This is a genomic window from Clostridium sp. (genome assembly GCF_016650035.1).
Lineage (GTDB): Bacteria > Bacillota > Clostridia > Clostridiales > Clostridiaceae > Clostridium_AD.
This window is the reverse complement of the sequence record NZ_JAENWM010000020.1, coordinates 22,480-46,925: the sequence shown is the minus strand read 5'-3', so window position 1 is coordinate 46,925 and position 24,446 is coordinate 22,480. Positions and strand designations below refer to the sequence as shown.

General features: G+C 30.2%; 18 protein-coding genes. 3 read left to right on the top strand and 15 right to left on the bottom strand.

Annotated features, from left to right (window positions below):
• Positions 1-343: 343 nt before the first annotated feature.
• A complete protein-coding gene (locus JJD95_RS06885; protein WP_291641664.1) occupies positions 344-856 on the top strand; it encodes a ferritin in 513 nt (170 codons plus the stop codon).
• Positions 857-1,105: 249 nt separating this feature from the next.
• On the opposite strand, the gene JJD95_RS06880 is transcribed toward JJD95_RS06885, so the two are convergent.
• The 5 genes from JJD95_RS06880 to JJD95_RS06860 all read right to left on the bottom strand — a co-directional run bounded on the left by JJD95_RS06880 (position 1,106) and on the right by JJD95_RS06860 (position 13,225).
• Complete coding sequence (locus JJD95_RS06880; RefSeq protein ID WP_291641662.1) at positions 1,106-2,143, bottom strand: hypothetical protein; 1,038 nt, start codon at positions 2,141-2,143, stop codon at positions 1,106-1,108.
• A 91-nt stretch (positions 2,144-2,234) separates the two neighbouring features.
• Positions 2,235-3,467: a competence/damage-inducible protein A gene (locus tag JJD95_RS06875; protein ID WP_291641660.1), complete on the bottom strand. Its 1,233-nt coding sequence runs from the start codon at positions 3,465-3,467 to the stop codon at positions 2,235-2,237.
• Positions 3,468-3,594: 127 nt separating this feature from the next.
• A complete protein-coding gene (locus JJD95_RS06870; RefSeq protein WP_291641658.1) occupies positions 3,595-4,542 on the bottom strand; it encodes a phosphoglycerate dehydrogenase in 948 nt (315 codons plus the stop codon).
• A 54-nt stretch (positions 4,543-4,596) separates the two neighbouring features.
• Positions 4,597-7,527, bottom strand: coding sequence for an insulinase family protein (locus tag JJD95_RS06865; protein ID WP_291641656.1), 2,931 nt, complete (start codon positions 7,525-7,527; stop codon positions 4,597-4,599).
• Between the two features lie 253 nt (positions 7,528-7,780).
• Positions 7,781-13,225 (bottom strand): diguanylate cyclase, encoded by a 5,445-nt coding sequence (locus JJD95_RS06860; protein WP_291641654.1) that lies wholly within the window; start codon positions 13,223-13,225, stop codon positions 7,781-7,783.
• 328 nt (positions 13,226-13,553) lie between these two features.
• Here JJD95_RS06860 and JJD95_RS06855 point away from each other — a divergent pair, with 328 nt between their 5' ends.
• Positions 13,554-13,901: a protease inhibitor I42 family protein gene (locus tag JJD95_RS06855; RefSeq protein ID WP_291641652.1), complete on the top strand. Its 348-nt coding sequence runs from the start codon at positions 13,554-13,556 to the stop codon at positions 13,899-13,901.
• Positions 13,902-13,966: 65 nt separating this feature from the next.
• Here the strand turns inward: JJD95_RS06855 and JJD95_RS06850 are convergent, their stop codons facing one another.
• The 9 genes from JJD95_RS06850 to proC all read right to left on the bottom strand — a co-directional run bounded on the left by JJD95_RS06850 (position 13,967) and on the right by proC (position 23,035).
• Positions 13,967-14,830 (bottom strand): methionyl aminopeptidase, encoded by an 864-nt coding sequence (locus JJD95_RS06850; protein WP_291641650.1) that lies wholly within the window; start codon positions 14,828-14,830, stop codon positions 13,967-13,969.
• A 153-nt stretch (positions 14,831-14,983) separates the two neighbouring features.
• Positions 14,984-16,309 (bottom strand): CapA family protein, encoded by a 1,326-nt coding sequence (locus JJD95_RS06845; RefSeq protein WP_291641648.1) that lies wholly within the window; start codon positions 16,307-16,309, stop codon positions 14,984-14,986.
• Between the two features lie 300 nt (positions 16,310-16,609).
• The gene (locus JJD95_RS06840; RefSeq protein ID WP_291641646.1) at positions 16,610-16,867 is read right to left on the bottom strand and encodes a hypothetical protein; all 258 of its coding nucleotides are present in this window, start codon (positions 16,865-16,867) and stop codon (positions 16,610-16,612) included.
• 273 nt (positions 16,868-17,140) lie between these two features.
• Entirely contained in the window at positions 17,141-17,836 is a 696-nt protein-coding gene (locus JJD95_RS06835) for a response regulator transcription factor (RefSeq protein ID WP_291641644.1), read from the bottom strand.
• A 9-nt stretch (positions 17,837-17,845) separates the two neighbouring features.
• Positions 17,846-19,288 (bottom strand): HAMP domain-containing sensor histidine kinase, encoded by a 1,443-nt coding sequence (locus JJD95_RS06830; protein WP_291641643.1) that lies wholly within the window; start codon positions 19,286-19,288, stop codon positions 17,846-17,848.
• An 18-nt stretch (positions 19,289-19,306) separates the two neighbouring features.
• Positions 19,307-20,059, bottom strand: a complete 753-nt coding sequence (locus JJD95_RS06825) for an ABC transporter permease (RefSeq protein ID WP_291641641.1) — start codon at positions 20,057-20,059, stop codon at positions 19,307-19,309.
• Entirely contained in the window at positions 20,046-20,771 is a 726-nt protein-coding gene (locus JJD95_RS06820; RefSeq protein ID WP_291641639.1) for an ABC transporter ATP-binding protein, read from the bottom strand. Before JJD95_RS06820 ends, JJD95_RS06825 begins: the two co-directional genes overlap by 14 nt.
• Before the next feature lie 85 nt (positions 20,772-20,856).
• Positions 20,857-22,107 (bottom strand): hypothetical protein, encoded by a 1,251-nt coding sequence (locus JJD95_RS06815; protein ID WP_291641638.1) that lies wholly within the window; start codon positions 22,105-22,107, stop codon positions 20,857-20,859.
• A gap of 118 nt (positions 22,108-22,225) precedes the next feature.
• Positions 22,226-23,035, bottom strand: coding sequence for a pyrroline-5-carboxylate reductase (gene proC / locus JJD95_RS06810; RefSeq protein ID WP_291641636.1), 810 nt, complete (start codon positions 23,033-23,035; stop codon positions 22,226-22,228).
• 187 nt (positions 23,036-23,222) lie between these two features.
• On the opposite strand from proC, the gene JJD95_RS06805 reads away from it, so the two are divergent.
• A complete protein-coding gene (locus JJD95_RS06805) occupies positions 23,223-23,369 on the top strand; it encodes a small, acid-soluble spore protein, alpha/beta type (RefSeq protein ID WP_291641634.1) in 147 nt (48 codons plus the stop codon).
• Between the two features lie 87 nt (positions 23,370-23,456).
• Here the strand turns inward: JJD95_RS06805 and JJD95_RS06800 are convergent, their stop codons facing one another.
• Complete coding sequence (locus JJD95_RS06800; protein ID WP_291641633.1) at positions 23,457-24,338, bottom strand: DegV family protein; 882 nt, start codon at positions 24,336-24,338, stop codon at positions 23,457-23,459.
• Positions 24,339-24,446: the final 108 nt, after the last annotated feature.

Here is a 24,446-nt window from a genome sequence, read left to right as displayed (position 1 = left end):
TTTCATATTTAAATCTACCTTTCTGATTATCAACACCCCATTTGTACAATCTTATGAGGTATATTCTACACTATATTTTTGTATGTTTGGGACATAATCAAAAACGGTATACTAAGACATTATCATAAACGGATCATATAATATTTTTTGAACTTTAGTTAATAATGTATACAGTATAAATCATTTGGTGTATACTATGAATATTATATACTATCGATATTGTTTAATAACTATAATTATTTAAAAGCAACTATCATGGCATAAACAAATAAATCTATTATATATTGACGTTTTAAGGATATAATAGTATTTTATACCCTAGATAACTACAAGGAGGATTATTATGATAAGCGAAAGATTATTAAGAGAACTCAACAACCAGATAAACTTCGAATTTTATTCTGCACACATCTATTTAGCTATGGCAGCATATTGTGCCGCAGAAGATTTTGATGGCTTTGCAAATTTTTTCAAAGTGCAAGCCGAAGAAGAAAAATTTCACGCTATGAAATTTTATAATTATGTAAATGAAATGAACGGAAGAGTATTATTAGAAGGAATGCCTAACCCTCAAAATGAGTTTAAATCATTCCTTAATGTTTTTGAAGTATCTTTAGCACACGAGAAGATTGTAACTAGTAGGATTTATAATCTTACTGACATTGCTACAGAAGAAAGAGAACATGCTACTATAAGCTTACTTAAGTGGTTTGTTGATGAGCAAGTGGAAGAAGAATCTAACTTTACAGCTATTATTAAAAAGCTTTCAAGAATCAAAGATGACCCCGCAAGTCTTTATATGCTAGATACTGAACTTGCAGCAAGAGTTTATGTCCCACCTGTTACTACTAAATAGAACATATTTTTTAAAGGCACATATCAGAAATGATATGTGCCTTTATAGTTTTATTTATACATATCGTACAAGTATATTATAATTATTAAATCATCATCTGCGATGCTGCAATATTAACGACTTCAGAATGAGATTTAGACTTCCACTGAAGTTTTTTATTTATTATAGCATGTAACTCCCACTTATAGAAGTTGGAGACTTTCCTTCTGAAATGTCGTTAAACTCTCTTAAGTGACCTTCATTACAGCATTACAAATTCTTTATAAGTGTAAGTAAATCACTATATATACCATAAGCTGTTTGCTGAATTTCAGGATTCTTTTCTATTATTTGCACTTCTCCCATTAAATCTGTTGTTATAGCTAATATGGAAGATGTCGCGTCTATATTACTAAATGTATCATTACTACTTATATAAACTGGATGCACTCTGCCTTTTGCTATATTATCTTCAATATATCCTTCACATAACAGCTTGATTTTACAATGTTTTTCTTTAGCTTTTTCTATATCTTCTAAAGTAATATGTGCTATTCCTTGTCTGTCTATTCCTGTAGGATTTATATTTGTATCCATCAACACATTTAGTAATGCTGACGTTTTTGCCGCAGCATCCCACCCATCAATATCCATTGAAGGGTCAACCTCTGCAAATCCTCTTCTTTTAGCTTCTTTAATAGCATCCTCATAACTATTTCCATTTTCCATTTCTTCTAAAACAAAATTAGTGGTTGAATTTAGTATCCCTCTAAAGGATAGAACCTTGCACCCTGGTAGTGTGTATTTAACAAAATTAAAAATAGGAGTGCCATCCATTACAGTAGTTTCATACAAAAACTGAAGACCTTTATCTTTTGAATTGTAACAAAGTTCACTATATTTATAGGCTATAGGCCCTTTATTTCCTGTTATAACATGCATACCCATATCAAAAGCAGCTTCTATATGATTTATTGCTGGCTGCCCATCATAAATAGACAAGGTGCTTAGTTCAACTAATAAATTAGCACTACAACTTCTAATAACCTGTAGTGTCTCCATAGTCACAGTATCTTCTGCATTCGGATCAAATCTTCCGGAGTTTTTAACCTCTCTAAGGGCTTTTGTAAGGTCTATGCCAATGGAGTTAATAATTGAACCTTTCGACCTACCTGCAATAGCTGTTACTCTAATTTCATATCCAGTACTCTCTTTAATTTCTATACTTTTAGTTAATAGCATTCTACAAAATTCCTGTGCTGCATTTCCAAATCCTACTAAACATATATTTATTTCTTTGTTATGCATTTACACCACATCCTTTTTTTATATGTTTTAACAGTTTTTGCTTTACCCTTGTTATAGCAAGAGCTCTCTTGCTATAGTAAGAGCTCTCTTGCTATAGTAAGAGCTCTCTTCTAACTAAGTCTAACAGTTTCATAGTTGCCCTTTCCCTTATTTTCTGCCTATCGCCAGATAATTTAAGCATTTTAGTTTTAACTTTTCCATTTATACATATACCTACGTATACAAGTCCTACTGGTTTTTCTTCGCTTCCACCAGCTGGTCCCGCAATTCCTGTGGTGGAAATTCCAATATTTACTCCTGCAGTTTCTGCTATCCCTTGTGCCATTTCTGCTGCTACTTCACTACTTACAGCACCATATTTTTCTAAGGTTTCCGCCTTTACTCCGAGTCTATTGATTTTAGCCGCATTGCTATAAGTCACAACGCCCTCCATAAGCACAGAAGATATCCCTGGGTAGTTTATAAGTCTACTAGCTATCATTCCTCCTGTGCATGACTCAGCTGTTGCTATAGTCATTCTTTTGTTTAGCAACATTTCAGAAAGCACATTTTCTAGTGTTGTATCACCTTCCCCATAAATGCTACTACCTAATCTGCTACGTATTTTTGTTTCCATAGGTTCCATAAGTTTTATGCCTTCATCATAAGTATTAGCCTTTGCTGTAATTCTAAAAATCATTTCTCCCTCTTTAGCATAGGGCGCCACCGTTGGGTTTGTTTGACTATCTAATATATCTTCTATCATTTCTTCAGCTTTACTCTCTCCTACTCCAATAACTCTAAGTACCTTAGAAACTAATACCCCTTGCTGAAACTTTTCAAGGTAAAGAGCTACAGACTCCTCAAACATAGGTTTCATTTCCCTAGGTGGTCCGGGTAAAAGTACAACCGTCTTCCCGCCCTCTTCTATTATACATCCTGGTGCTGTACCATTATTGTTAGGAAGTATCAATGCATCTATCGGAAAATATGTCTGTTTCACATTATTCTTCGTCATTGGTCTATTCAAGTCTCTAAAATGTCCCTCAAGAATCTTTAGAGATGGTTCATGAACCACACTCTCCTTTCCAAAATATTCAAAAGTTACTTCCTTAGTTAAATCATCCTTTGTAGGTCCGAGTCCCCCTGTAGTTATAACTAAATCAGCTCTGCTAAAAGCTAATGTATATGCTTCTAAAAGTCTTTCTCTATTATCTCCAACTACCGTCTGATGGTAAACTGCTATTCCTAGATCCGCAAATCTCTTAGCGATATATTGTGCATTTGTATTGACTATATCACCTAGTAATATCTCTGTTCCTACTGCTAGTATTTCTGCTTTCATAATTTCCTCCTTAAAATTTGGGTCCTTCTCAATAGGGTTAGTTCCGCTAAAAATTTCATCAATAATCCATAAATTTGTTAACCTTATTCATTTATCTTGTCCCCTTAGCGAATCTTTTTTAACACACTCAATACCCTTTTTTTAAATCCACTACATTTACTAACTCTTCTCCATGTACATATTTTTTCATATTATCATATATAAGGTTAAATCTTCGCTGATTTCTCATCTCTGAAAGCCAGGAATTATGAGAAGTTAATATAACATTATTTAAATCCCATAAGGGATTGGTTTCTTTTAATGGTTCTTCTTCGTATACGTCTAGAGCAGCCCCTGCTAGTTTCCCATTTTTTAAATTTTCAATAAGACAAACCTCATCCACAATGCTACCCCTTGCTACATTTATAAAACAAGCTCCATTTTTCATTGCTTTAAACCTGTCTTCATTAATTAAATGATGTGTAGCTTTGGTATAAGGAATTGTAACCACAACTACGTCACACAGCACAAGCATTTCGGAAAGTTCTTTCATCTTATAACATTTATTAAAATATTCAACATCCCTACCATCTGTATTTACGCCTAATATTTCCATACCAAAGCCTTGAAATCTTTTAGCTGCCTCAACTGCTATGGTGCCTGTTCCAATAAACCCTATAGTTTTACCATATAACTCAAGAATACTCGTGTCCATTTTCCATTTTCTATTAACTTGATTTTCATATAGATTCTTGCTACTTTTAAATAGCTCTAGAGTTTTTAATACGATCCATTCTCCCATAGGTATACTGTAGCCACCCTTATTATTTGTAATTATAATAGAAGTGTTTTTAACATGTTCTTCTGGTAGTTGATCGATGCCTATGCTAGATAATTGTATCCATTTCAGCTTCTTCATTTTCTCTATGTCTAAAGTTTTAAATGGATCATAACAAACTAAAACTTCTACATCCGCGAAGTCCTCACTATAAATCAAATCCGATTCTTTAACTACTTTTATATCATACCCAAAAGCTTCTATATTTTTCATTTTTTCTCCGCCGTAATTGTATGTAAAAAGTGCTTTAATTGCCATATAGATTCTGCCTCCCTTGTTTTTAATTTTGAAAAAAAGGTGCCGTAAGGCACCTTATTTAAATATGTTTACCAAACTCGCGAATAACTCTTTATTATCTTTAAGTTTAGTTTCATTTCCAAGTACACAATAATAGTTTTCACCCGTAACATCTTTTAATAGTGTGCTAAAAGACTTAATATCTTCTTCTGTTGTGCTTAATACTTCTTCTCTTTCCTTTTGTCTTTGTGACTCAGTAATACCTCTTATATAATATCCTGTAGCTCTTTCGCCCTTCATAGAAGGTGTTAATGGTGAATCAAGCTCACTTATTGTTCCTATAATATATTTGATCATTTCTCTTTCTGAGGCCTTAAATCCTCCTATATAATTATATATTTCGTCATAAGCATTTAAGGTCTCTTTGAGGCCTGGATCGCGATAAGATACAAACACCATATTACCGGTTCGAGTTATGTTAGCAAAACAACCATAAGCTCCACCTTGCACACGTACCTTATTCCATAAATAGTCTAGGCTTGCTATAGTTTTAAGTACTAGCATTTTACCTGAATAAGAATAGCCCTTCTTAATGAAGTTATAGCCTTTTGCTACATATTGAACATCTGATGAAGTTAATAATCCTTCATTATTTTTACTAAGCATAAAATCATACTCTGCATCCGGTAGTTTTTCCTTTTGGAGTACCTTCACAATTTTAGGTAGATCTGATGCAAAAGCAGTATATATATCCTCTTCTCCTGTAACACTTATTAAAAGATTATTAACATTGAATATAAGCTTTGATACCTTATTTAAATTTTCAATGATTTCTTCTGCTTTATTATCAAAATCTCTTTCAATTTCATCAATAAATTTATAAAAGGATATTCCTGAAATCTTTTCTATATAAGCTGAAGCTGGTGCAAAGTAAGAAGTAAGTCTACCTGCTGCTGTACCATGCCCTCTATCAACAATTTTCATTTCTTGCCTTGATTTTAATTGTTGAATTAATTCTTTAAGCCTTTTCTTTTCATCAAACTTAGTATTACTAATTATTTCTGCAACAATATCAAATAGTTTTGGAATACTGGTTGTTAAAGCTTTAGTCTTTACCACTACCTTAGGACTATATTTTTCATAATTTTCATTTTCACCATATACTTCTGTGGCAAAATGAATTCCGCCTGTATGAATATTAATTTCATTAGATAAGTCAGCATAATTTCTATCCTTCGTACTTACCCTTCCTAACATAGTTGATAGTAGCGTTACGTAAGGTAATAGCTCCATATCTACTTTTTTAGCGTCAAATAATATATTTATATAGGCAATTTTATTAGTAAATATATTATGAGATAATACCTTTACACCTTGTTCCTCTCTTTCCTTTATAGGTAAATGCTCTACTACAGTTTCAATATCTGAGCGTTCAAGCAGAGGAATAGTTTCAAGCGCTTCATCAGAATCTGGTGTGGTTTGTCTTTCTTTAAGCGCTTTTGTCCCTTTTATTATCTTCTGTATTTCGAGTTCTGATAGACTCTCCTTGTACCTTGCTAGCTTTTCTTCTAGTTCCTTAGATTTTTTCTCTGCTAGCCCCTTTTTACCATTTAAAATAACCATAGAACTATGCATATTGTTTATTAAATACTTTTCTATAAGCTTTTCGAAATAATCCGTAGTTAATGCAGCTTTTATTTTACTTAAATAACTTTCATACTCTAAATGCATAGTTGGATCTTTATCATAAAGCCAGCTATCCATACTTGTTATATAATAGTATAATCCTTTTGGGAAACCCCCTAAATCAGCTTCTCGTAGTTTAAATTCCGTGATATTTATACAAGCTTCTATTAGCTTTTTATCTATTCCTTCTTTAACTATGTTCTTTAACGCATCAAATACAACTTCCTTGAATCTTTCTTTTTCACTTTCGTTAGAATTTTTTACTACTATGCTAAATACTGGCTGAAGTATGCTGTTATCAAAGCTTCCAAATACATCTTTACCAAGCTCTGACTCTACGAGTACCTTTTTGAGAGGTGCTGCAGCACTTTCTAGAAGTAGATATTCTAAAATTTCGAAAGCTAAATGTAGTTCCGGATTACTAATATTATCCCCTGATACAAAATTCATACTTAAGTAAGTTTTGCCACTCTCGTCATCATCAGATGAAATAGGATAGTCCACAACAACTTCTTTCATACTATTAAAAGGTTTCTGAAGCATTATAGCTGAATCTACAAAAGTTTCATCAAAATTATTTAAATATTCCTCACTAATAAATTTTAACTGTTTGTCAATATTCCCATCTCCGTATAGGCATATATAACTGTTTGAAGGATGATAATACTTTTTATGGAACTCTATAAATTCTTCTTGTGATAAATCTGGTATGCATTCTGGATCCCCTCCAGATTCTACCCCATAAGAAGTGTCAGGGAAAAGAGATTCTTGAATTTTACGCATAAGAGTGCCTTCTGGCGATGAAAATGCACCCTTCATTTCATTGTAAACTACACCTTTATAATTTAGTTTGTCTTCCTTATTTTCTAGTTCATAATGCCAGCCCTCTTGCATTAATATTTCCGACTGAGAATATATATTTGGATAAAAAACCGCATCTAAATAAACATCCATTAAATTAAAAAAGTCTTTTTCATTTTTACTTGCCAAAGGATATATTGTTTTATCAGAAAAAGTCATAGCATTTAAAAATGTATTTAAAGATCCCTTTATGAGTTCTACAAAAGGCTCCTTTGTTGGAAACTTTTTAGAACCACAAAGTACTGAATGCTCTAGTATATGTGGAAGTCCATTGCTACTTTTAGGTGGTGTTCTAAATCCTATAGAAAACACCTTGTTATCATCATCATTTTCTAAATGAAGTAGTCTCGCTCCACTTTTCTCATGCTTAAATAATCTTGTCACTGAATTTAACTCTTCTATCTTTTTTTCCTGGATTAACTTGAAACCATGATATATACTGCCAATAGTAAATTTCATTTTTTTCCTCCTCCTACTTTCATATCATTACTCCTACTTTTGTAGTAGGAATTTGCCACCTGGGTGGCCCCTAATGTCTAATATATTCATTATACACCACTTTATCCCACCCTATCAATAACATGAATGATTTAATATATCTATCTTTCCTCATTTTTATTCTGTCTATGCTACATATAAAAAATAAAATTACTTTTAAATTGTTACTATAGAATTAAAACACTCAGTAGCTAAGCTACTGAGTGTTTTAATTCTATAGTATTGGAACTATTATCTTACCTAGAGTATTTACAAAATTAAACTCCTCAAAGCCAAACTCTTTTTTCGTCGTTGATTCTGTTAAATATAATACACCTTTTACTATATCACCCTGAATCAGTGGAATAGCCATAATCGACTGCCAATTGGGCGCACCTGTTACCCTATCATACTCAGTTATCGTATCCCAATCTATTTTAAAAACTCCTTGTTTACTAAAAATAACAGACTTTATTATGTTCTCGTTATATGCATTGTTGTCTACCCATTCATTTTTACAATTCACCCTTGAATACTTTTGAATAATATTTCCATCATCCATAATAAATAAAATACCCTTTTGTGCTTCTGTAATTTCAATGATTCTACCCAGCAAACTATATATCTTATCTTCCCTACTTGTTTTTACGTTTATAAGCTCAATTAATTCTATCATTGCAAGTACATTTCTATGGTCTTGTATTGCATTACCAGATATTATTCCAGTAAGTCTATCTGTTCTTTTAGCCTTTTTAGAAAATTCACTGCTCCAAATAGAGTATCTATTTCTTCCCCGCTCTTTTGCCACATATAAAGCCTGATCTACTCTCTCAACTAATTCATCTTGCCACTCTCCGTGAATGGGATATGTAGCAACCCCCAAACTCACGGTGACATCCCGTCTATTGTCTAGTATTTTTTCATCTTCTATTTTGAAGCGTAGCTTTTCAGCCACAATTTCAGCATCGCGAATATCTGTATCTGGTAGAATAACGATAAATTCTTCTCCGCCGTACCTGCCTACAATGTCTGTATCTCTTAGATTATTCATAACAATAGCACAAACCTTTTTTAACGCATAATCTCCTGTCCTATGCCCAAACTTATCATTTACCATTTTAAAGTGGTCTAAGTCATACATAATAAGAGAAAACTTACCTCCCGTTTGACTTGCTAATTCAATTTGTTCATCTAAGGCCTCTTCTAAATATTTTCTAGTAAGAGTTCCCGTCAATTTATCAATAGAAGCACTTAATCTAAGCTTATATTTTTCAATTATTATACCTATAACCTTACTAAGTTCCATACATTTTTTCATACTATCACTATTAAGATTATTTAACACTCTTTGTGATTCAATATATACATATCCAATTACCTGCTTGGTGCCTTGTGTGTTTTTTCTTCTTTCATTCTTCATAAATTCATTTTCACTTATATTTCCCATAATAATCGGAATGCAAATAGATGCCTTTAAAGTATTATGAATACTATTTGCACTTCCATTCATATTTTGTTCTATGGCAGCATCCATTACTAAAACAGGTTTCTCTCTGCCAAAAATTTTAGATAATTCTTCTTGACTTTGTGGCAACTCGGTTTTTCTGTCACTAGCTGCAATAACTTTGTACTCTTTATCATTATCCGTTATAATAATAGTTCCTCTTGTGGCTAACGTTATATAGGACAAATAATCTATTATGAGTTCTAAGTTTTTTGCATTATACTCTCCTAAATTTTCTAACACATCACTTATATCATGAATATCATCGCGTAGTGAAGAAGAATATATTTTTTTTATAGCCTTTATAAAATTCTTATTTTTCAGAATATCTTTATGATTTACTTGCTCTAATAAATATAATAATTCACTTTCATCGTTAATATTAACAGGCTTAAATTCTAAGATTTCAGACTCTTTATTAGTCTTATAATAATCATTAATGGCTAAAAAACTATTAAAAGGCCTCAACCCATTATTTAGTTTGATGTAAGATAATCTATATTTAACCGGTAATTGAAAAATTATATCCTTTAAAATACCACAAGCTTCAAAATAGTAAATTACTGCATACAAATAATCCTTTTTATCAAAGTAGTAGTCTCCAATAGAAGTATATATTTTCCAATATATATCAATTTCTTTATATTTTTTTGAATATTCTATAGCTTCTTTTAAAAATTTAATACGCTTCTTTTTTTCAATTAACCCATCAACGTATATTTTTTTAACATACACCCGATTCTCTTTGATATCAATATCTATTTTGCTTATTTCACTGTGAATAATAGAAATATATTCTTTTTTACCGTTTTCATATAAAAATATTATTACATCATAAAATATATTAAGTCTATTCTCCATAGATGATATTTTGCTAGCTATAGTTATAATGTTTTGGATATTTTCATCTATGTTTCCCTCATTTTCTCTTAATTGAAACACTATATACTGATTTAAAACTTGAGCCTGCCACTTGAATATACACTCATCATTCTCATATAAATCTAGTGCCTTTTGTATATAAAATTGAGCCTTTTTCAAATCTCCTAATTTATAGTTAATTTTAGAAGCCAAAAAGTAAAACTCACCTATATCTTTACCTTGATCAGGATAGTTTTCTAGTTCTTTATTACATAGTTCATAATAATTAACAGCATTTGCATAATCACCAAGCTTTAAATAAACACCCGCAAGAGAACTATAGCAATAAAAAATCTTAGATTCGTAGTCATACCTTTTGCACTTTCCTAATGCTTCAACAAAATATTGTAGGGATATTTTATACTGCTCTTTTGAGCAGTATGTAGCACCGATATTTATTAGCGCATCTACCTCACTACTACTCATATTATTTTTTTCACATATATCCTTTATTTGCAGAAAATATTTTATAGCTTGATCATCGTTTTGATAATAATCCCCATAAATAACACCTATATTATTCAAAGACTTTATTAGCACGTTAATATTATTATATTTATTACATACCTCTAGGTTTTTTTTAAAAATTGTGTAAGCTTCATCTGCTCTACCACTTCTTAAATAAACTATGCCCTTATGGTTATAAAATATGGCTATTAGCTCTTCGTATTCTCCTATACACAGTTTTATACATCTGTTACATATAGCTTGTACTTTTTTATACTCCTGTCTTATATCATATACAGAAGCCAAAATCCCTTGACATTTAAGTTCTCCTGAAAGATAATCTACACTCTCTAACATGATTTGAATTTTATCAATGTAATGAACAGTCTTGTCCATATTATTTTTACTTAAATACACTCCTGCCACTTTAATTAAGCTATCTATTATATAGATGTGAAGCTCTGTATTTTTTTTATACTTATCTATGGATAGGTAGTACTTTATAGCTAAATCAATATGTCCTTCTTGTTCATGTAAATTCGCAAGATCCATAATAATCTTTATATTCTTAATGGGATCCCATGAATAATCCATTATAGATATAGCCTTAGTTAGGTTTTTTATTGCATCACTTCTATTTTTTAGCACCTTCATTCTTTCTGCATTTTCAATGCAATAATCAATAATCTTCCCTTTCTGGTCTGATTTTTCTAAGTGATAAATTAATTCCTCAATATATTCTGTACCACCCTGTGCATATTGATGTTGGAGTAATTCTGCGGCTAGTGTGTGCATAGGTTTTCTATCATCATCACTGATTTTTTCGTACATAAGAGTTTTTAGAAACTTATTGTAAAAATCAAATACAAAACCTCTATCTTCTATTTTTTTACATAGTATTCCTGAACAAACAAGTTCTTCAATATCATTATCTATATCTACATAATGATTTTCAATAAAACTTTTAATTATTTCTATAGAAACTGCACTTTTAAATATTGATATTGTTTTCAAAATATCATAATTAGTTTGTTCCATTTCTTTAATCTGGCTTAATAGTACTTCATGCATATCTGAGGGCATTATAAAATTAGAATGCTCATCTTCCTTAGTCCAATAGCCTTGTTCTTCATTTACATAAATATATTTCTTGTTAAAAAAACTCTTTATAATCTCTTCAACAAATAATGGATTACCCTTGCTTTTTTCATATATACTATCAGCTAATTTATAAGGTATATTAGGCATACTTAGCATGTTTTGAATCATTTCACCAACTTGTTTTTCACCTAGTTCTTTTAAAAAAATATTGTTTACACCACTACTCATAGATATATTTTTCATAAATTCTGTAAACTTGTTATTTTGTATACATTCTCCATCACAGTAAGATATTATAACCATAATGTTTTTATTAGGTAGTTTTTTTCTTATAAGATATTCTATGAGTTCTATAGTAAAATCATCTGCTAAATGAAAATTATCGATAATTATTACTATAGGGATGTTATTTATACATTCTTCTATAAAACCTGTGGTTCTATTTATAAGCCTAAACTTCTCTTTGTCACCACTTAAAGGTTCTGAAGATATTATATTTTTACCCTCTCGAAGTTCAGGTATAAATTTCACAAGTTCTGACTCATACCTTTCTAATACTTCTGTTTCGCATTCAGAAATAAATTGTTTTAATATATCAACAAGGGCACTGTTACTATTTTTAGTGGAAGCATTCAGCATATAACTTTTATAAACAATTACCTTATTAAGAGAAAAACGATATTTTAATGCCTTAAGAAATCGTGTTTTTCCAATGCCTGATTCCCCATGAATTAAGATAGTAGAATTATAATTGTTTTTATTTTTAATAGATTCATAAATGTTAATAACATTATCAATTTCTTCATTTCTACCTATCATTTTTAAATTAAAACTCAATTTTTCTGTTTCTGCTTTTCTATGTGTTAAATAATTCTTATGAAAAAGAATATTTATATCAATTATTAGATCTGTAATAGTTTCATATCTTTTTGAAATATCACTGCAGACCATTTTTTCAATAACTTTTTTAATGCTTACATTAAAATCTTCATTCCCATTAAAAAACACTTGAGATTTGAACTCATTAATGGGGTTAATTTCTTCATTAATAAAAAAATTGTTGTTTTTACTTTTAATATATATAATAACTAATAATATCCCTAGTGAATATATGTCACTAGTAATGCTTGTGTTTTTCCCTTGTAATAATTCTGGTGCCCTAAAATAATCCTCGTTATTTTCATCTTTCCACAGACTATGTTTTAGGAGTTCAACTGTTGCCAGATCTTTAAATTTAATGTTATATTTTTTACTGGATAAGTTGTTTTCAGTTATGATATTAGATAAATTTATATCTCCATATTTAAATCCTTTTAAATGTAGATAATTTATACTTTGACAAAATTCTATAAATAAATTTAATAATTTTTCACTTCCCATACCACATACAATATCTAGAATACTAGAATTGTTTTCAACATACTCAGATGTATAAAAATAAACTCTCTCATTTAATTTTTTATTATCTAAAAGATTAACTAAATCAAAATCATATACTGATATTATATTTTTGCATTCTAAATTAGTTAAACTTATAAACTCTTTTGTATATAATTCTATTAGTTCCTTTTGTATATATTCTGAATTAAGAATATTTAATTGTATAGTATCATAATTTTTTATTATGTCATTTACTACATAACTGGAAACTACCCTGTTCTGTTTTAAACATTTTATTATTCTATATCTATTGTTGATAATTTCCACTATAATCACTTCCTCAATTTCAATTAAATATATATAACAATTAATTAAAAATGTTTTAAAAATTTTTACTTTACAAGTATAACATATATTTACATTAAATTCATATGTTTATTTTTTTGTATCTACTCTCAAAAGCTTTATTTAAATCATACACTTATGTATCATTATACCAAATTTTTTTGTCTTTTTTTCTTATGAAACGTCAAATATAACCACTAGAACAAAATTTATAATAATGTTGTTACATGGATAAAATAATTCATTTTACAAAGACTAGTAATAGGCATAATTTTTTTTAATACTCAGTTACTTTAAGGAGAGTGATTACTTGGATATAGAATATGACGATTTTAAATTAAATACTAATGTTTTGAGCCATGAGCTTATAAACATTATCCATTTAAATGATAATATGATTATAGAACTTACGGAATCTCCCTCTACAGGTTATTGTTGGTTTTACACAGTATCTGACCCTTCTATTGTTTCCTTAGAAGAGAAAAAAATATATGATTTTAACAGGCCAAATATAATAGGAGGGACGATTAAAATTATTTGGAAATTTAAAGGTATAAGTGCTGGCGAATGTAAAATATACTTTTCTTATTATAAAAGTTGGAAAAAAGAATCTTTTCCCTTAGATGAATATATATACATAATTAAAGTGGAAAAGTAATTATAGAATAAAAATCAAAAAAACACCCCCAATAAATGGGAGTGTTTTTAATGAATTATACAATTTTAAGTTAGTATTTCATATCCAGTTTCAGTAACCCGTATTGTATGTTCCCATTGGGATGACAATGAACCATCCACTGTAACAGCTGTCCAATCATCTTCAAGCACATCAGATTCAGGACTACCCATATTAATCATAGGCTCAATGGTAAATGTCATATTAGGAAGTATTATCATTCCCTCTCCCCTTTTACCTATATGAGGCACAAAAGGTTCTTCATGAAACTCCAGTCCAACACCATGCCCACCGTAATCATATACTACGGAATAACCGTGACTTTCTGCATGCTCCTGAATGGCACATCCTATATCTCCAAGGGTGTTATATGGTTTAACCTGTTCTATACCAAGATCTAGACATTCCTTTGAAACACGTACTAAATCTGATACTTCTTTAGAAACTTTCCCAATTATAAACATTCTGTTGGCATCACCGTAATAGCCCTCTAATATACAAGTCACATCCACATTAACTATATCGCCATCCTTTAGTACTGTGTCATCAGGTATACCATGGCATATTACATCATTTATTGATGTACATACACTTTTCGGGAACCCAGAATAGCCTAGCGGTGCAGGATATGCATTATGTGCAATAGTATATTCATGCACCCACGTATTTATTTCATTTGTGGTTATTCCCGCTTTAATTCTTTCAGAAACCATATCAAGTATCTCATGTGTTAATTTACTGCTTTTTCTAATACCATCTATTTGCTCTTCTGTTTTCATAATATCTCTAGGTATTTTGTAACCTACTTTTTTCTCTATATTACTTATAAACGTATCCTGTTCCATATGGCATTTCTTATATTTTTTACCACTGCCACACCAACAAATATCATTCCGTTCTAATTTGTTCATTATATTTTCCTCCCAATTGAAATTATTCAAAACATCAAATTCATTGATGATTCACCCTTCATTATAGTTTATAATTTCAATTATTCAAACTTATATCCATTAATTTTTGTAAACTACTTTAAAATAATTATATAACATTTTAGCTTTACTAATTTAATTCATAACTTCCTGTACCTTTTGCTCTAATATTTCGCTATTCTCGCCTATTAAAATTTGCGTGTTTTTAGATGAATTGGAAGCTCTCCATACTTCTATATCATCATTAAGATCATATTTCCCTTTACTTGCCAGTGCATCACCCAATGGTAATATTTCAAATACCAATTTACTATTATCACTGTATTTATTCACCCAAGTCGGAATATAAGATACTGCACTTATTATAATTTCATTTGATGACACGCTTTTCTCAATATCTATATTTACTATTATCCCATCCTCAGTATATCTATTGTCTGTATATTCATATCGCTGATTCGAGATAAAATTACCCATAGAATAAACCACAAGAGACCTTTTCCCTGTTTTTTCTGAGGTTATAAATTCAATAGGTTGAATTACATGCGGATGACTTCCTAGAATAACGTCTACTCCAAAATCACATAATTTATTTGCAATGCTAATCTGATGAACATTAGGCTTTCTTTCATATTCATTTCCCCAATGAATAACAAAAATAATTGCTTCTGCACCTTGTCCTTTCATTTCATCAATTTGAACTTTGATTTTATTTAAATCCTCCTCAATATACTCATAACTAAAGGTATTTATTAGATTTGTAACCTTACTAGGTATTTTTATTGCATTCAGCGTTTTATCATTTCCATTTCTCGGTGTTTCATAGCTATAGCTTATAACTCCTATCTTTATCCCTTTTACATCTTGTATTATGTACGGCTTTTCGCTTAAATTTTCCCTTGTCCCCACCGCTTTAAGATTTCTTTTTTGAATCTCAGCTAAAGTACTAAAAACACCCTCACTACCCCTATCAATAGTATGATTATTAGCCGTAGATAAAATATCAAAGCCACAATCTTTCATAGCATCTACTAAACTACTAGGTGAGTTAAAGAGTGGATACCCTGTATATTTTTTCTCTTCGCCTGCTAAGGTAGTTTCTAAATTTGCAAGAGCAATGTCTGCCGATTCTATATGTGATTTCACATATTTAAAATTATTGTAAAAACTGTATTTTCCTATCGACTTATCGTACTGAGCTTTTAGCTGTTCATCATGAACTATTACATCACCCACCGCTACAATACTAACTTCAATACTGCTGGTGTCTTTAACATCTTTAATAGCTTTAGTAACTTCTATCTTTTCACTATCCTGGGTAATATTTTTACCCTCTTGTATTTTAACCCCTACATTTTTATTACTACTATAATTGTCATCCTGGATATTAATAATTATTGTACTGATAATGGTGGCTATAAAGATACATATAACTGCCAATATTTTAATAGACTTTTTCATACAACATCACCACTTTACATATTAATTAGATTAAATTCAATACATATATTGTACCATTTTTTATAACATATGTATTATTATTCCAATTAAACTCTCCCCTTTATTCCCCGAATATTATATATTTTATTACTGAATATGATATATAATTATATGGAAAATTGAATATAATGTTGTAATAGTGTTATTTTTAAAATATAGAGTCTACTATTTAATACACGTCATAAAAGGATATTCTGAAATTCCAGAATATCCTTTTATGATAAAAAAACTGAGGCATCTTAACTTGTTACATATTATTTATTAAATAACCACTTTTAGAGTACCATATCTATTAGACCCTGCATTAGCTACAAGATTATTATTAGCTATTTCCGCCGCTTCTTCTATGTTTTTAGCTTTAAACATTATAGTTCCACCATTTCTATTGTACCTTCCTCCACAAATTAAATACTTAGAAGAATGTTTAGCCTTTTCAGTACTTGAAGTATATATTATTTGCAAACTATCATTACCCTCTTGTGTATAATTAATCTTAACCAATAAATCCTTATTTTCCATTTGTTTACCTCCAATAATCCACTAAAGTGGTTCTTTAAAATCAAAACCCATCTGTTAATTCAATCTACTATAAAATATTATAACTATATATTTAAAATACTTTTCATGTATTTTTATTATTAATACTATAGTCACATTATAGCGAACATTTGTTCGTAAGTCAATAGGTTTTAACGTCACTCCAAAATATATATTCACAATATTTAATTTTCATTACAAATAATTTCTAAAGAAATATGGTGGTCCACGAAAAAATACAGACTTAGGGTATGTTTATACCCTAAGTCTGTATCCACTTCCCCAAACAGTTTCAATATATTGAGGTTCCGATGTAGATGCTTCAATTTTTTCTCTAACCCTTGCTATATGAACCGTAACAGTTGCAGTATCCGAAAGTGCATCAAACCCCCAAATTTTTTCAAATAATTCATCTTTGCTAAATACTCTATTTGGATTTTCAGCTAGATACAATAATATTTCAAATTCCTTTTGAGTTAAATTTACTTCAGACCCATTTATTAATACCTGTCTCCATTCTTTCTTTATTTCTAGCCCTCTTATTATAATTGTGTTACTTTTAATTGGAGTTGTAAATTTATTCTTTATTCTCTCATAGTTTCTTATATGTGACTTTACTCTAGCCACTAGCTCACTAGGATTAAATGGCTTTGTAATATAGTCATCTGCACCAAGGCTGAGCCCTTTTATTTTATCTATATCTTCTTTTTTTGCAGATACCAATAACACTGGAATATCTTTCTCTTCTTGCAAACTACGCAAAATAGTATATCCATCTATTTTGGGGAGCATAACATCAAGAATCAATAAGTCAAAGCCCTTTGTTTTTAAAGCATTTAAGCCATCAACGCCATCATTACATATTTGTACTTCAAAGCCTTCAAGCTCTAAATAGTCTTTTTCCAGTTCTGCAATACTTAAATCATCTTCAACTATTAAAATCTTTTTCATAATATCCCTCTATTCTTCTGATATTTTCCCAAACGATATCAAAATGCTTGTACCCTTATCTTTATGACCTACTGCCCATATTTTCCCTTTATGTCCCTCTACAATTTGTCTAGCAATAGCAAGTCCAAGTCCACTACCATTTGCTTCGCTTCTTGCAGAATCTGCTCTGTAAAACCTATCGAAAATTTTATTTACATCATTTTCTTCAATGCCACAACCGTTATCTCTTATCTCAATAATAATACTAGAATTAGTTTCCCTAAGTAGTATTATAATTTCTCCTTGCTCTTTATCCATATATTTACGAGAATTATCAATTATATTCAGTATAACTCTCATGAATCTTTCTCTATCAATTTTAACGTATTTTGATATCTTCAAGTCATTTTCAAGACGAATTTTTATGTTAGATTTCTCAAGTTCTAGTTGACTTTCAATAATACAATAATTAAAATAATCTATAATGTCAGTTTTTTCAAAATTAAAAGGCAGCTGACTCAAATCTAATTTAGAATATAAGAGCAAATCATCAATCATAACATCCATTTGTTCTGTTTTTGAATAAACAGTTTTTAGATACCTTTCTTGCTTTTCAGGAGTATTTGCCACTCCATCTAAAATACCTTTAACATATCCTTTTATCGAAGTTATAGGTGTTTTTAGATCATGTGATATGCTAGAAACTAGCATTGTCCGATTATCGTCGTACTTTTTTTTCAAACTAATGGAATCTTTAAGTTGTACTCTCATCTTTTCAAAATCAGCACACAAGTCCACAATTTCTTTGTCCCCCACTTCAATTATTTCAAGACCCAAATCCCCTTTACTGATACCACCTACCGCAGTTTTTAAAAGAGATAGTGGTTTTATTATTCTCTTAGAAAGCATATATGACATAAATATGTTAACCACTATAAACGTAACAATAAATACTGCAAGGATAAATAGAATAAGCACTTCAAAAACACCTGAATACTCAAAAGTTGGTGCCAATAATATTGCATTACCCAAAGCTTCATCTTTAAATTTAAGTTGAGCTACTTCCACCAGGTAATCTATATTATCAATTTTCACTAATTTTTTTTTAGATTTAGCACTACCCTCTATTAAGCATTTTTCTATATCAATGTTATTTACATCCTTAGAAGAATATATAACATTATTATTTTTAAGAATTATAAGATCTCCATTTATATTTAATAGCCTTTTGTATAAATCTTGTTGAACTTTTTTGTCTTCTAAATCACCAATATTTTGTTTCCATATAGAATTTCTAGTATCAGACAATTCCGTTTTTATGAATATAGATGTTTTAAAATCACCATAACTTATGTCCTTATTTAAAATTCTTGAAGAAACAAAAATAAATACAAAAGCCGCTAAAGCTGTAATCACAAAAGGAATTACTATAGTTATAGTATTGGATAGAATTAACCGTTTCTTTATATTCATTTTTCACCTCAAAATGGATTAGAATTCTTTTTTATCAAATAAATAATACCCTGCTGTAAAAAATATTATACCATAACTGAGCATCATCATAAACTTAAGAAATATTTGAAAAACAGGAATAGTTTCCATAATGAATAACGTATACCAGTTCATCATAGATGTAATAAACAAACCAGAATATCTATTTAAAACAATTCCCAGACCTTTAAACGTAACAAAAACAAAGATAGATAGGAAAAATACGCCTATTCCACTTTTAATTACATTTGTAAAAAACACAATAATTATTGATAATATTACCATAGGCATTAAAGTTACTATATAAGAAATTACAACTCTTATAAAACTTTGTAGCGTAAAGGAATTGGAATTAAAAAGAACACCCGCTATCATTGAAAAAATCATTACAAATAAAAGGTTTGCAAGTATAAATAACATAATTGCTGTTAACTTAGATGCATAAAATTTTAATCTCGAAATAGGTCTTGTAATTGCAATCTTCATGGTATTCTGTGAAAATTCTCCAGAAAAACTTTCTATGGTGACAAGAGCAGTAAATAGCGGCAAAATAGTATTCACCACTACAGCAAGTACAAGTATTGGAAATTCCATACTGGAAACTCCACGTATTCCAAAACCATTTCTTAGCACTACCATAGATAACTGTCCGAGTATTATGAAAATAAGCGATATAATAACTGCCACTAAAACTTTTTTTCTTTTGTATAACTTTTCAATTTCATTTATTAAAGAAGCTTTAAATTCTACCATTTCTTTCTACCTCACTAACAAAATAATTTTCTAGTGTTGCATAATTGTTTAATATATTTTTCATGGTATCTACATTAAGCATCCGTCCATTGTATAATACCCCAATATTGGTACAAGTAAGTTCTACATCGTGAATAAGATGGCTTGATATAAAAAATGTAGCATTTTCTTTCTCTACTATATTTTTTATTATATTTCTCATAGCAATCATTCCTTCAACATCAAGTCCATTTAAGGGCTCGTCTAGGATAATCACCTGAGGCCTTGATAAAATTGCGGCTGCTATTCCTAATCTTTGTTTCATTCCAAGAGAAAACTTTCTTGGTTTCTCATCTTTGTATTTTAGCATTCCTGTCATTTCTAAAACTTCATGGATCCTCTGCGCATCAACATTTTTATAATATCTTGAAACTTGTTTTAAGTTTTCATAGGCTGTTAAATAAAGATAAGATTCCGAAGTTTCTATAATGCACCCTACATTTTTCATTACCTCTGCGTATTCTTCCACTATACTATGTCCTAAAATTTTAACATCTCCACTGTCTGGTTTTATAAGTCCAGTCATAATTTTCATAGCAGTGGTCTTGCCCGCTCCATTAGGTCCTAAAAACCCAAATATCTCGCCCTTATGTATATCAATATTAATATCTGTTATACCTCTTCCATTTTTATATACCTTGGAAAGGTTTTTAATTTCAATAGCTTTCTCCATTTGCGCTCCCCCCCATTTACATTAAAATAAATAACAAGTCAATATGGTGGTTTTTGACTTGCTACTTATTTTCTTTTATTTATTATTAGTTAAATACCTTGTTGTACTGATCATCAGACATCATGCTTCCGCTTCTGTTTTCACCTGTGCTAAAGTATATATTGGCTGAAAATGTATTTATAGATATATTCCCTTGCACACTGTTTTTTGATGAATCATCAACTTTAAAATTCGCATTAAATTGATCATTTTCAAATTTACAATCAAACTTGAAGTCTTTTTTATTAGTTGCATATTCTTCATAGCCCTTTGCATATTCCTCATAATGTCTTCCACTAATACCTTTATCATCTATTGCAGTAACATCTACAAATTTTTCACCTATTTTAACAAATTTTCCTTCCTTTTCTATTAAAATATCTGTTTTGTATTTCCCTAAATATTTTTCAGGATTAGATAATTTACTATAATCTTTTTCTACACTTTTTTCTACTTTCTTACCAGTAAGGTCTGGTCTACTCACCTTAGTTGAGTTAACATTAGTTATTTTTACTAACATCTCGAAAGTTAATTTATGCTCTGTGCCACTTTCATCTTTACCAGAAATCACTCCACTACCAAGCACACTTTGAATGAATCCATCTTTATTTGTTGTCATATTTCCTTTAACTTCACTTACAAATACATCCTTTGTTATTTTAGGCATGGTACTATCCTTATTAGGATTATTATAATTATTACCAAATTGACTCTTAGCATAATAAGATACCACTGCATCAACGAGGGCTGGTATTTGGGATTCACTTAAAGAGCCCGATAGTATTTTAGTTCCATCTGCATTTTCAGTAACTACTACAGAGTCTTTTAAGTTTCCCACAAGAGCATCTGCAATTTTTTCCAAATCAGCAACTCCGTCTTCTTCAAAAGGGTTACTGAAAGCATCATTTTCGTGAGGGCTTGTAAATTCAGTTTCATAATAAACATTTTGTTCATCATTTTTATATATAGAACCTATTTTATCATTGTAGTTATAACCTTCTGTCTTAGTTATACCATGTAATCCTGTTGATACAGATTCCTTAGCTCCATTTTTTACATCCACTTTATCAATAGAATTTTCTGAATAAATAACTTTACTATTGTCCTTTATAATAAATGACATATCCATAGTATAGTTCGAAATTTTAGTGGCACAATTTTCTGCTGTATATTTTACAGAATCTTTAAGCTGATCATATCCACTTTTTGTTGCTACCTGAGCAATAGCTGTGGTTGTAAACATTATAGTGCCTATAACAAAACTTATTCCCATCATTGTTTTTTTCTTAAATTTCACTTTATAACATCTCCCGTTGCTTTTAATTAGTTTACTAACATGAAAATCTTTCATAATTCCATTTTAAAGTACATGTCTCTACTTTCTATAAACTAATTCTAAACAAAGTATAAACTTTTTATTTTTTACCCATTTCTATCGCCTTATCTGTACAACTCTCCATTGCTGAAATTACCGTACCCCTAAAATTATTCTTTTCTAAGCTATATACTGCCTCTATTGTAGTTCCTCCTGGTGAGCATACATTGTCTTTAAGTTTCCCTGGGTGTTCTCCAGTCTCAAGCACCATCTTAGCTGCTCCGAGCACCGCTTGTGCTGCCATTTTATAGGCCTTGTCCCTTGGCATACCTTTAAGCACTGCACCATCACCTAGCGCTTCAATAAACATATACACATAAGCTGGAGATGAGCCGCTTACTGCCGGAACAACATCCATAAGCTTTTCCTCTAATATCTCTGCCTTACCAAAACTTTCAAAAATATTTATTACTTCTTTCAATTCTTCTTTAGTTATATTTCTATTAGCACAGATTGCACTCATTCCCTCTCCAACCAGTGCTGGAGTATTTGGCATAGTTCTTATAACCTTTGCATTATCACCTAGTGTATTACTCATATCCTCTAAAGTTATTCCTGCAGCTATAGCTACTATAATTACTTCATTCTTTAAATACGATTTTATTTCATCAATAACCTCAAGATATTTATAAGGCTTAACAGCTAGTATTACTATATCAGAAAATTTCGCAACTTCCTTATTGTCATTAGTTACTATAATATTATATTGTTCTTTTACCTTATTTAAATTCTTATTTGATGGATTACTTGCCATTACACTTTCACTCGAAACTAATTTTGATTTTACTATTCCACCTATCATAGCTTGTGCCATATTGCCACAGCCTATAAACCCTATATTTTTATTCATAATTTAATTCCTCCTATGTAAATATTTTTATTTTGATTAATTATATCACTAAAATTCCTGTTTCAATAATCTTACCTGGAATACAATTCATAAAATTGGTTATAGTTAAAATAGAGATGTTTATTATTTGAGATCAAAACGCTTAATAATCGTTTTTAACTCAAAAACATAAAAGGAGGGGTAAATAATGTCACATAAAAACAACAAGAATAGTAAGGATAACAAAAAGGCAAACCCAAAAACAAAAAAAGAATTATCTAAAATGAAAATGGAAACTGCCAATGAAATCGGAGTTTCTAAAGAATCTAAGAAATTAGGAAAAGAAACAGAATAATTTTAAGGGAGATGTACTAGTACATCTCCCTTTTACTTTATAAATATAAATTATAATTGCGATTTTTCTTACGTTATTTATTAACTATTATCTTTCCTCAGCCATAAAATATAAGCCTAATATTTCTGGCCCTGTATGCGACCCTATTGCCGTACCCACGTAATTTAAAATCACGTCCTTGACATTCCCATGCTCTCTAACCAAAGATTCTAGTAGCAATGCGTCTTCCATACAATCCCCATGACCTATGGCTATAACTTGCTGTTTGTTTGGGTCTGTTCTTTCCTTGAATTTTTCAGCTAAAGTATGTATTGCTTTTTTTCTTCCTCGACATTTAGAAAAGGTGGTAAGTCTCCCTTCATTGTCCATAAGCAAAACGGGTTTTATACTTAATAGTGTACCAACGGTTGCAGCTGAACTTGATATTCTCCCACCTCTTTTTAGATGATTTAAATCGTTAACTGTAAACCAATGGTTAATCTTAAGCTTATTTTCTTCAATAAAAGTAACTATCTCATTTTTTGATTTTCCTTCTTTCAACATCTCATAAGCATAATAAACTAAAAGTCCTTGCCCAAGACTTGCACATTTACTATCAACTATACTTATATCTGCCTCTGGAAATTCTTCAAGTATAGTTTCTCTACCTATATTCGCACTATTTATAGTTCCGGATAGTGCAGAAGACATAGCAATATATATGATAGATTTACGATTGCGTACATACTTTCTAAAGACCTCCACATATTTTTCGCTATTTATCTGTGATGTAGTAGGCATTTCTCCTTCTCTTAAAGCATCATAAAAATCCTTACGAATAAAATTCTTCCCGAAATCATCCTGAATTGCTTCACCTTTAAAATTACATATTAACCCTAAAGCTACTATATTCTCTTGTTCAATGTACCCTAAAGGTAAATCGCATCCTGAATCTATTACTAAAATTGTATCACTAAGTGTTTTAGCCATAACTTTATTCCCCTTTGCAATTCTTATAAGTAGTATATTCTACTCTTCTATTATGTATGATTTATACAAACACCACAATACCCAAAAAAAAGAAAAGTATATATACTT